Annotated in this window: 1 protein-coding gene (running past one end of the window); it reads right to left on the bottom strand. The window is 62.8% G+C overall.

Going from position 1 to position 12,022, the window contains the following annotated elements; genetic code table 11:
* Positions 1–12,022, bottom strand: partial view of an LEPR-XLL domain-containing protein gene (locus AC07UC_RS29820; RefSeq protein WP_494908349.1) — the 3' portion only. The gene runs 18,290 nt beyond the window's last position; the window shows 12,022 of its 30,312 coding nt (coding positions 18,291–30,312); its start codon lies beyond the right edge, outside the window; the stop codon is at positions 1–3.

Genomic DNA, 12,022 nt, shown 5'->3' on the forward strand with positions numbered 1-12,022 from the left:
CTAGTGAAAAGCGATATCGTCGTCATGATCGGCGGGCAGCTCGAACGAACCGGTCTCGGCATCGAAGAACAGGACGTCGCGATCGATGTAGGGGGCGGCCCCCAACTCTTCCCTGATCCGGAATGCTACATTGCCAACACTGCGAATGACATCTTTCGAAGGCGTCGGAACGACTGTGGTGCCCTTGATGGTGATGTCGCCGCTGCGAATGCCCGATATCAGCTGGGACGGCGCCGCAGTATTTTCCTTCTTCACGGGGGTAGCCAAAGTCTTCACCGCAGGCGCAACCGAAGCCTTCATTGCCGGAGCCGCCGCTGTCTTGACCACGGGCGCAACCGAAGCTTTCGCCGCCGGAGTTGCCACTGTCTTGACCACGGGCGCAGCTGAAGCCTTCGCCGCCGGAGCCGCCGCTGTCTTGACCACGGGCGCAACCGAAGCTTTCGCCGCCGGAGCCGCCACTGTCTTGACCACAGGCGCAACCGAGGCCTTCGCCGCCGGAGCCGCCACTGTCTTGACCACGGGCGCAACCGAGGCCTTCGCTGCCGGGGCTGCCACTGTCTTGACCACAGGCGCAATCGAGGCCTTCGCTGCCGGAGGCGCCACTGTCACAACAGGCGCAGCCGGAGCCTTCGCTGCCGGAGGCGCCACTGTCACAACAGGCGCGACCGGAGCCTTCGCTGCCGGAGCTGCCACTGCCGGAGCAGCCGCTGGCTTCACCGCCGCCGCGGAAACCTGCACATCCGTTTGCGGCTTGGCAGCCGCAAACGCCATCAGGAGTCCGGCCGCGTTGGGCAGCGTCGTTTCATCGAGACCCTTTATGAACGTCAAGTCAGCGGTCGGGCGATAGACCGGCGGCTGAGCGACCGTGTTGATGATTTTGGGCGTCGTGCTGATGCCATTCGCCGGGGCTGACGCGGCGCCAACCCTGACCGAATTCAATCCGATCGGGTCCAGCGATGCTGCCGCGGTCCTGGCATTGGCGCCAAGTTGCGTCATCAGCGGGCTGATCCAGGAGTTGCCCAGCACCAGGCTGCTGGAGCCTGCATCCAGCGACTGACGGACCACATCCGTGCCGCCGCCGGCCTCGACCTTGTCACGTGTCCGATCGAAGGCATAGATGTTGGTGCCGATACCGCCATTGACGGTATCGAAGCCGTTGCCGCCGGACAGTTGATCGTTGCCTGCGCCGCCCGAAATATAGTCGTCGCCGAGCAGACCATAGAGAACGTCGTCACCGTCGTTGCCGATAAGCCGATCAGCATCGATCTTGAACAGCGATGGCGTGTTCACATCGGTCGTCAAGGCGCCATGCAAGGCACCGAACGCGCCATAGTTGTAGACGTAACGGAGCGTCGCCGTCAGCGTAGCGGCGGTTTCCCCGACAGGCAGGACCCGCATGCTCTGGATCATGCCGGCGCCTGTGGTGCCGGTGACGATCGGAATGACGGCCGCCATATCGCCGAACATCAGGTCATTGCCGATGCCGCCGTCCATGACATCGCTGTCGAGGACGATGTAATCGGCGGCAGGACGCTGCGACTGGCGCTTGTCCTGGGTATTGAGCAGCCAGGAACTCCTTGACCCGTTCTGCGACCAGTCCACGGTCTTGGAAGCGGTAAGCGTCGACTGTACGCCCCAAGCCTCGGCACGCGCCCGCGTCGCGCTGATATTGCCCAGATAGAGCCGATCGATCGTCTTGAAGAAGGCGTCTTGCAGACCGTCGGCAATCGACTTGGCGGTCGACGACGTGCTCGCGATCGTCAGCATCGGCTGCTCGATCAGCCCCACGTCGCCGATCAGGACATCGTTGCCGGCATCGCCGAATATCTGGTCGTTGCCGACATTGAGCGTATAGCCCAGGCCGTTACCGAACAGCCAGTTGCCGACCTTGTTGGCGTTGGCGTTGATGGCGTGGTCGCGCGCTATATGGGCCGCCAGCGCGGTGGTCCGGGTTTTGTCCTGCGCCGCCAGCGCGGCGTTGACAGCGGAGAGTTCGGCCGTCGAGACGCCGGCCAGCGTGGCTGAATTCGCCGCGCTTACGGCCGGCAGCACGACGATGCCGTTGTCGCCGACGATGAAATCGTTGCCCAGGCCGCCATGGATGACGTCGTTCCCGATGTTCAGCCGATAGGTTGCGCCCCGCAGCGTCGACTGACCGGCAACGAAGGTGGCATTCGTCGTATTGGTCTTGACGCCGAAATCGGCGATCACCTGTTCGCCGGCCGCATGGGCCGTGTACGACATGTCGGTGACGACGGTCTGGAAATCCATCAGCCAGTTGTGCAGGCTGAGCGCCCCAGCGGTGAGGTTGGTGCCGACCATGGTCAGCGCGGTCGCCGGCACGATTATGGTCCCGGTATCGCCGAATATGGTGTCGTCGCCATCGCCGCCGGTGATCTGGTCCGCCCCAACCGTCACATTGATGATGGCCGCTTTTGGAGCCGCATCGAGCGCGTTTTTGGCAAATCCAAGCGATGACAGGTCGAGCAGCAGGTCGTTCATCGAGACCGACAGGCCGGCAACCTCGTTGTCGATAGCCGTCAGGCCGGTCTCGGTGATGGTGGTGATACGTCCGTCGTCGCCGAAAATGCTATCGTTGCCGGCACCGCCATCGATTATGTCATTGCCGTAAGCCAGGTCCTTCACCCGCGTCACATCCGACAGCACCGAGGCAAACACCTCGATATGCTTTCCATCGACGCGCATGATGTCGTTCTTGGCCGAGAACTCGCCAAGGAAGCCGCTGGCCCCCGGCAGAATCTCGAGCTGCGGCAAGGAATTCGTCAATTCCGATGGCAGCAGGTTTGCACCCGGCACCACCAGCTGGCCGCCGATCGGCAGCGAGATGTTGAGACCCGCTGCCGCGCCGATGATGCGATAGGCATTTACGATCTTGGGCAGGTCCGTCTGGAAACCGCTCCCGTTGGAGGCGCGGTCGCCGAAGATCGTGTCGTCGCCGAGCCCGCCAAGCAGCGTGTCGTTGCCGCGCTGGCCGAAGATCACATCGTTGCCGTCGCCACCGTCGATGTGGTCATCATAGGCGGCTTCAAGGTCTATGCCGATCGCCTGCGTGTCCCATGTCCCGCCAGCCAACGTCACCTGGACGCCATTGGCATCGACGACCCCGCCGACCAGCAGCATGTCGGGACTGAGCAGGTTCGAAGCCAGATTGGCGCGCGATGCCGTCTTGCTGGAACTGATCGAGACGATGCTGACCATCGTGGCGACTTCTTCCAGCACCACATCGCGGTGCCAGCTGCCATCGCTGTTCAGCAACGCGGTTCCGTTGGGGTTGAAAGCTCGCAGAATCTGGCCTTCGTCGCCGAGCAGATAGTCCACCCCAGCGCCGCCTTCGATCGTGTCGGACCCGAGGCCGCCGACGATCTCGTCGATCCCGTTATCGCCATACAGACGGTCGTCACCACGCTGGCCGAAAATCCGATCATCGCCGTCGCCGCCGTGGATCTCATCCTTGCCGCCGACGCCATCGATCAGATCGAAGCGGATGACGTCTCGAAGCAACGACGGCGCTTTGCCGGGAATTGCGGGATCGAGCTGCCATACGGTGTTCTTCCACGACGTTCCGCCGACCACCTTGCGGGCGATCAGGCCATTGTCGCCAAGCACGACGTCTTCGCCGGCCCCACCCTCGACATAGTCGTCGCCGTCAGCGCCGCCGATTACATTGTGGCCGCCGGTGATGTCGTCATCGCCATCGCCGCCGAACAGCCGGTCGTTGCCTTGCTGGCCGACGATAATATCGTTGCCGGCATCGCCGTAGATCGTGTCGTTTCCAGCGCCGTCCTGATTGGTGGTGTAGATCGAGATGATCCGCTGGTTTTCCGGCAACGTCAGGTCGAACAGCGCATGATCGCCGAACAGGCGGTCGTCGTTCGCGCCACCGTGGATCTCGTCCGCGCCGGTACCGCCGACCGCAATGTCATTGCCGCCGCCCGCATTGATCAAGTCATTGCCGCCATCAAGCGGATTGATGGTGAAGCCTCTCTGCAGGTTGGCAACGCGCTGTCCCAAGACAGTTGCGATCGCGAATTCGAACCGGGCGTTGTCGCCGAAGATGACATCGGCACCATTTCCGGTGGTTATCGCGTCGCCAAAGGCGCCGCCAGCCACGATGTTGTCGCCGTCGCCGGTCGTGATCGTGTCGGCACCACCCTTGGCGGTGTCGATCGAATAGGCGAGCGTCGGCAAGGTGTTGTCGAACTCGGCATATCCGCTGTCGCCGAAGACGACGCTGTTGCCGGTACCGATCTTGATCTTGTCACCTGCACCGCCGCCGAACACGACATGGCTGCCGTTGCCGGCCTGGATATCGTCGATGCCGTCGTCCTTGGTCCATGCACTGCGCACTGACCTCATCTTGCCATCGACGTAGAGGGCAATGCCGTTGTCGCCCAGGATGACATCGTTGCCGCCGCCGGCAACGATCTTGTCGGCGAACGAACCGCCCATCAGCACATGATTGCCGCTGGCGATGGTGATGGTGTCGTTGCCGCCATAGGTGACATCTGTCGTCTCGACCGAGACACGCCGGCCTGTCGCATCGAAAACCGCCAGGCCGTTGTCGCCGAGGATGACGCTGTCGCCGTCGCCGGCGGTGATATCGTCGTCGCCATTGCCGCCGAAGACGACATTGCGGCCCGATCCGGCCTTGATCGTATCCTTGTAGCCGATCAGCACAGGTGCGCCGTTCAGAAGCGGTGCGAAATCGGCGAAGGTGCTTTCGATGCGAAGCAAGATGTTGTTTGCGAACGTCGCCTTGCCATTGTCGCCGAGGATAACATCGTCGCCGCCCTGCGAGGTCACCTTGTCGTTGCCTGAGCCGGCAATCACGATGTTGTCGCCCGCACCCGTCTCGATCACATCGTCGCCGTAGTAGATCGGGTCCGTGCTTTCGATGCTGGTGACATTGCCGATGGCGTCGAACAGGATCACGCCATTGTCGCCGAGCACGACGTCGCCGATGTCCATGGCGCTGCCGCCGAGGACCTTGATGGTGTCGCCGGCCGAGCCGCCGACCAGGATGTTGCGGCCGCCGGCGCTGGTGATCTGATCGGCGCCGCCGAACTGCGGATAGGTGGTCTTGACGATCTTCGGCAGACCGTTGGCGAATTCGGCGCTGCCATTGTCGCCGACGATCAGGTCCTGGCCGCCGGTGCTCTTGATGATGTCGGCGCCGAAGCCGCCGAAGACAATATTGGGTCCCTTGCCGGCATCGATCTGGTCGTTGCCGCCCACCGACGGGTTCGATGTCTCGACCTTGATCACCGCGCGGTCGACCATCATGTCGAGCGTGCCGGGCACCAGAACGAGGCTGGAACCGGCGATGGTCGCAACCTGCGTGATGATGCCGTGATCGCCAATGATATCATCACCGGTGTCACCACCGGTGATGATATCGGCGCCGGCCGTTTCAGTGACGCCCTGGGCGTTGATGCCGTCATCATCGATGATGACGGTGCGGTTGAGGTAGTCGACGTCGAAGGACGAGTCGCCGATGATCCAGTTCTTGCCGGTGATGCCACCGAAGATATGGTCGGCGTCGGCGCCGCCGGCGATGAAGTTCGTGCTGTGGCCACCGGTCAGGGTGTCCTTGCCGGCGCCTCCGTCGATGACGACGATACCATGGGCGCCCGATGCGTCGATGATGTCGTCACCGGTGTTGAGGAACGAATAGGCGGTGCCGTTCGGCGTGCCGGGCGTCGAGCTGTAGCGCAAGCCATTGGCCGAGGTGTCGCCGAACAGGACGACCGGTCCGGTGCTGTCGTGGACAGTCAGCGTATCGCTGCCACCGCCGCCATGCACGACGGTCAAGGTCTGGTCCTTGGTGCTGTTGATGGTGAAGTTGTCGTTGGCCACGCCAAGCAGAACCTCGACCACCTGCAGGTTGGTGTAGGTGATGCCGCGCGGCACGTTGACCGGCGGATTGCCGTCATTGTAGTCGACCGACAACGGGTTCGCCGGCATGCCCAGGCCGGATATGTGCGTGTCGGTCAACACGCCGGTCAGCGGCGCCTGGGCGGTGTCGCTGAATACGACGAGCTGGTCCACATCGGTGCCGTCATCGACCTCTATCTGCCGGATCACTTCCGGGTTGAACTCGTCCGGCAGCGCCACCGAAGGCGTCAGCGAACGGTCTTCCGATCCGACACCGCCTTCGACGAACAGGGGGCCGCCGATGCGGGTCAGGTCATGCGGCTGCTGGGAGAAAACACGGATGCCTTCCGGCGGCGCCTGGCCGGCGGCGTCGAAGACCAGGTTGACGGTAACCGGCTGATCCCAGTTGGTGTCGTTGAACGTCACGAAATAGCCGCCGGCGTCCTGTTGCACGCCTGGAGAAGCGGCGAGATCGACGCGCGCCTGGCCGTCAATGGCAATATGGACCGTGACCGGCGCGGTCGGCTTGGTCGTCAGCACGATCTGGTAGCTGTCGGTTTCGCCTGCTTGCGACACGACGGTGCTGCCATTGGTTTCGATGATCCGAACCGCTGCCGTATCGGAATCGACCACCTCGACACTGACCTTCTGGGTATCGACGACGGCATAAACGCCATCCGCCTTGTCCGAAGTGACGACATTGCTGATGGTGGCGACAATACGGTTCTCGGGCGTGGAATCGGTCGGCGAGGACACAAGCACGGTCTGCGCGTCGTTCCAGGCGAAGACATTGTTTGCGGCATCCGCGACCAGCCCGAACTTGATGGCGGTGCGCGACAGATCAACCTGGTTGCTGCTGGAGGACAATGTCACGGTGACGGTTTCGCCGACTGCCGGCGGCTTGTTCAGCACGACAGTATAGCCATCGGCGGCGCCGCCTTCGATCACACTCGTCGAGCCGCCGCTTTCGGTGATGATGGCGTCCGGTTTGTCGTCGTCGATGACGGTGACAAGCACGTTCGGGATCTCGAGATTGTTGAGCGGCTGGGCGACGCCATTGCTGTCGACATTGATGACCGAATGGCTGATGGCAACGACGGTCTTGCCCTCCTCGGCGTTGTCGGAGATCGCCTTGACGAAGATCTGCCGCCCTGCCTGCCAGTTCGAGCCGTCGAAGGCGACGGTCACGGCTTCGTGCCAGTCGTCGGCGTTTCCGGTCAGCGAGACCAGGATGGTCTGGCCCTGCTTGGCACGCTGCTGGGCCGACGCCTGCGCGGCCGAGACCGTGACATAGGCGATGGTGCCGGCAACCGGCGCCATCGGCAGCGTCAGCGTGTAGCTGTCCACCGAGGTCGCGTCGTCTTCCTTGACCGTGAGCCCGTCGCCGACATTGACCGCAACGGCCGTGCTGCCCTTGGTGGTAAGATCGATACCGGGCGTGAACAGGCCGCTGTAGCGCGGGTCGGCGCTGGTCACCGTATGCGTGATCGTGCCGCTGTCGCCATTGGTATCGTCCGACACAACGGTCTGCGTTACGTCGCCCGCGACGTTGAAGGTGTCGCTGCCGAGGCCGCCAATCAGGGTGGTGACGATGTCGTCGGCGGTCGACAGCACGTAGAACGTGTCGTCGCCCTCGAGGCCGTCGACATCCATCGCCTCGGCGTTGCTGACCTTGACCGTCAGGCCGGCGCCGTAGACGCCGTCCTTGGTGATGACAAACGTGTCGGCGAACTCGGTGCCCAACACCACGACCCTGTCGAATCCGGCGCCGCCGTCGATGTTGACCGGCGCGTTGACATTGTACTGGATGACGTCGTCGCCATTGCCGCCATTGACCTTGACATTGACGCCGTCGGCCAGCGCGAAGGCGCGGATGATGAACTCGTCATTGCCGTCCTCGCCCTCGAGCCTGAGGTCGGCATGGTTGGAGTAGACGACGAACATGTCCTCGCCACTGCCGCCATAGAGCACGGCAGGCACGCTGATGCCTTGCGACAGGTAGCCAAGGGTCGTCTCGATCGTGGCGAAGCGGTCTTCCTCCGAGATGATGGCATAGGCGCCGTTCGGGTCGAGTTTGCCATTCGCATCGACTTTCTGGTCGCGTGAACTCCCGAAGATCTGGCCAACCTGGAAGAAGTCGTTGCCGATGCCGCCGTCAACGGTGAGGATCGCCGAATTGTCGTCGAAATAGAAGCGGTCGTCACCGTCATTGCCTTCGACGATGACGCGGCCGTTGCTGCTGGCATCATAGTTGATGCGCTCGACGGCGGACTTGTAGCCGCCGCTGCCGTCCGGCACCATGTGGGCGATGAAGTTCTTGCGGAACAGGAACGTGTCCGCGACGCTCGTGCCCTCGATCGTCAGCGTGTCGACGCCGTCACCGCCGGCGCCGCTGTCATGGATGTTCATGACGTAGTCGGCATTGCCCTTGATGTTGACGAGCACGGAATCCGTGCCGCCCTCGCCGTCGATCGTCAGTTCGTCGCGAATGATGCGACCGGTCGCGTCGCGGCCGAAGGCCGGCAGGCCGTTGGCGCCCAGCGCCACGTCCTTGCCCAGGTAGGTGGTCATCGACGGCAGCTTGTTGACGGTGATGAGATCCTCGTCTCCTCCGCCATGGACAAGCGTATTGCCGCGCAGCGCGGCCACGTCGATCAGGATGTTGTCCTTGTCGCCGCCGCCCGCGATCTCGATCTGCGGCGCCTGCAGCGTGCCGTGCAGTTCGATGCTGGAGCCCACGCCTGGATCAGGGTCTGTCACCGCCGGAGCCTGATAGTCGCCGGCAATCAATATCTTGGTGGGCGAGATGATGACCGAGGTCGCATCGGTATAGACGTTGTCGCCCGCCAGGATACGAACATCGCCGACCGAGGCTTCCAGTGTCACGCCCGCCGCGACGGTGATGTCGTCCGGCAGGTCGTCATCGCCAATGTGTGTGCCCTCAAGGTCGTCCTCGGCCCAGAATTCGAGCGTGGCGTGCTGGGCGATACTGCTTTCGGTGATCAGGATCGGGCTCGACGCCATGATATAGGCGCCGCCCCCGGCATTGACGCCGGAGGTCTCGGCGCGCACGCCGCCAACTTCGAGCGCACCAAGATTCTGAATCCACGTGTCGTTCTCGTAGGACCAGGATTCGAGATTGGCGACCGAGGTTGTGACGCGCTTCGAGGACGTGCCGATGCTCTTGGAAGCGAACAGATAGGTTTTCTTCGAAATGACATTGGCAAGGCCGTCGGTGCGACCGTTCAGGATGCTGCCGTTGACCGCGGTGATGAAGGCCACCGCGTCGGCGAACGCCGCTGCATTGGCCGTCCCGGCGCCGACCTCGTTGAGGACGAGATCGCCTGAGGTCTCGATGAGATAGATGCTCTCGAGATCGGTGTGCGCACTGACAGTGCCCGGCCCGGACGCGGAGCTGTCGATATCAAGCTCGTTGGCGACGGTGCCGATGCCGAGATGCGCGGTGAGGTTGATGTTGCGGCCGATGACATCGGCCTTTGGCAGCACGACTGCCCGTGTCGGATGCGACGGGTCGATATTCGAGTCCGGAATGGTGAGATTGTAGTTTGGATCGGGAAGCTCGGCATCGATGATCGATCCCTCTTCGGCGACCAAAGTGACATCCCCGTTGATCGAATGGATGCCGCGGACATTCATGTCGCCGTGCGTTTCCGTCAGGAATATCGAGCCGCCCGCTATCGCGATGATCGTGCCGCGGTTCGTCGCATTGATCGCAGGGTCGCTCGACAGGTTACCGGTGACGTCGATCTCGAGCGCGTTGGTGCTCGTTCCGATGCTTTCGCCGGCACTGAGCGATATATGCTGTGCCTGCACCTTGGTCGCGGTCGAGCCCGGCAGCGCGTCGAGGATCGACTGCACCGTCGCGGTCAGGAAAGCGTCGCCGCCCTTCGAATAGACGGATTCCACCCTGAGGTCGCTGGTCGGCGCGGTGATACGGACATCGTCCTGTGCCCTGGCAATGAGCCCGCCCTCGCCGCGCATCGTTACGGTGACGGGAGTGCCGTCCTCGCCAATGTGGCCCTTGCTGGCTTCCAGCAGGATGTTGGCGCCGTCCAGATTGACGCCGCTCGTCGCGCCGTTGATCAGACTGCCGCTGGTCTTGATGCGGATGTCGTCGCCGTTCGCGTGGCCCTCGCCGGCAACCACATTGCCGAGCTTGATGGTGGTTTCGGAACCGAGATAGATGGCGCCCCCGGCCTTGGCCGTAAGCAGGTTGCCCACTGTCAAGTCGACGTCTTCGCGGCGATTGACGATGATGCGGGTAATGCGCTCGGTCGTGCTCAGCGGATCGTCGACGACGGCGGCGAGCGTGACCGTGCGGCCGAGCTCGGTGACGAACGACTGATCGGGAGCAAGGTTTACCGTGATCACGTTGCCGACCACCGAGGCAATGGTGAAATAGGCGTCGTCTTCGGTCGTGTTCTGTGTGTTTCCGGCGATGTAAAGCAGGTCACCCGGCTTGAACATGCCGGCCGGCCAGGCGCTGGCGCCGGTGATCGTACCTTTCGTGCCGCCGGCCAGGGCGGCAAAGTTGACGACTGTCGAGGCGATATAGGAACTGGCAACGACGCCAGGCGAGGTCTCATAGCCGCCGACATAGACGATGTCCTGCCGCTCGGCGGCAGCGAGCGCGACGCGCTGGTCGTCGGTCAGGATGATATGCTTGTTGCCGTCGCTGAGATCGATGTTGAGTTCGCCCAGCACGATGCCGATGTTCTGGCTGGTGTGGATCTCGATGTTCTTGCCGACGATGTTGGCGCTTTCGATCACCACTTCGGTGTCGGTCACCGACTTGGTCAGTCCGGATCCGAACGCGTTGAGCAGTTCCGCCTCGGACCAGACCTTGATCGTGCTGGTGAGTTCGGCCGCCTTTTCGCCCTCGGCAAACAGGAGCTTGTATCCGAAGGTCCGGCTGGCGTCCTCCTGCGTCTCGTTCAGCGTCCCGAACTGCTCGTTGAGCTTGTGGTATTCCGTGGTGCGGATATCGCGCTCGGTCTGGATCCCATCGGCCACATAGGCGTCGAGGGCACTCCCGGAAAGGCCGCTGAGCTGACCCTTCGTCGTCAGATCGCTTGTCAGGCTGGTCAATTCGGCGCCGGTGATGGCCACGACATATTCGGGATCGAACTTCGTCGGATCGGTCTGGCCGTTCCGATAGTTCCAATACTGGTCATAGTCGGCCTTGATATCGGCGCTCATGAACAGCGTCGTGTCCTGCTGCGTCTCGCCGAGGCGGCCGAACATCATTTGCAGGTCGGCATAATCGGTGAGTTGGCCCGCCGTCAGGCCGACGGCGGTGCCGGGATTGTAGCTGGTCGCATCCGCCTGGGTGTGGCGATAAGCCCAATACTGCTTGTAGGCGGTTTCGATGTCCGGACGATAGGTCGAACCATAGCTGGCGTAAATTGCGTCGAGACTGGTGAACTGCGCCGTCCGAGAGGCTTCAAGCGTAGCAATTGCTGCCGCGGCGTCATCCGGGGAAAGCGTGTCTTCGTAGTACTGCCGCTCGGCATCGCTGAGCTTTACCGTCCCCGAGACCTGGTCGTAGTTCGCCTTGAGGCGCCAATAGGAGTCGTAGTCGCCACGCTTCAGCATCTCGTAGCCGAGCAGCGTCGAGTTGATCTTGTCCTGCACACCGGTGGTCCCGGTCAGCTGCAGGTCGGTCCAGACGCCGGCCTTCAATTCATCATAGGTGCGCTTGTCCTTGACCGAGACGTCGTCGGAATCGAGCAGCGAGCCGTTCTGGACCTGGATCCAGACGTCGCCCTGGGTAATGGCACGCTCAAGGTGGAGGTCACCGGCAACTTCGGAGACGAAGACGTCGCCCTGCGCTCTGACATTGACCTTGTCGTCCTTGGTATCGCCCGAGTCGAGCAGCAGCGGACGCAGCGCCGAATTGCCGACACCGCCCTGCGCGCCGACCGGCAAGGCGCCCTGCCCGTCGACATAGGTGTCGGCGACCAGCGTGATCTTGGCACCCTTCACCAGACCCTGCAGGTAGGTGCCCGGCCCGGAATCGGCGACGACGATGCCGGCCTGAGCCGTCAGCGTCACATTGCCCTTGTCGGCAACGACCGAATTGATCGACATGTCGCCGGTGCGTTCC

Source organism: Mesorhizobium sp. GW821-FHT04C10 (assembly GCF_059420305.1).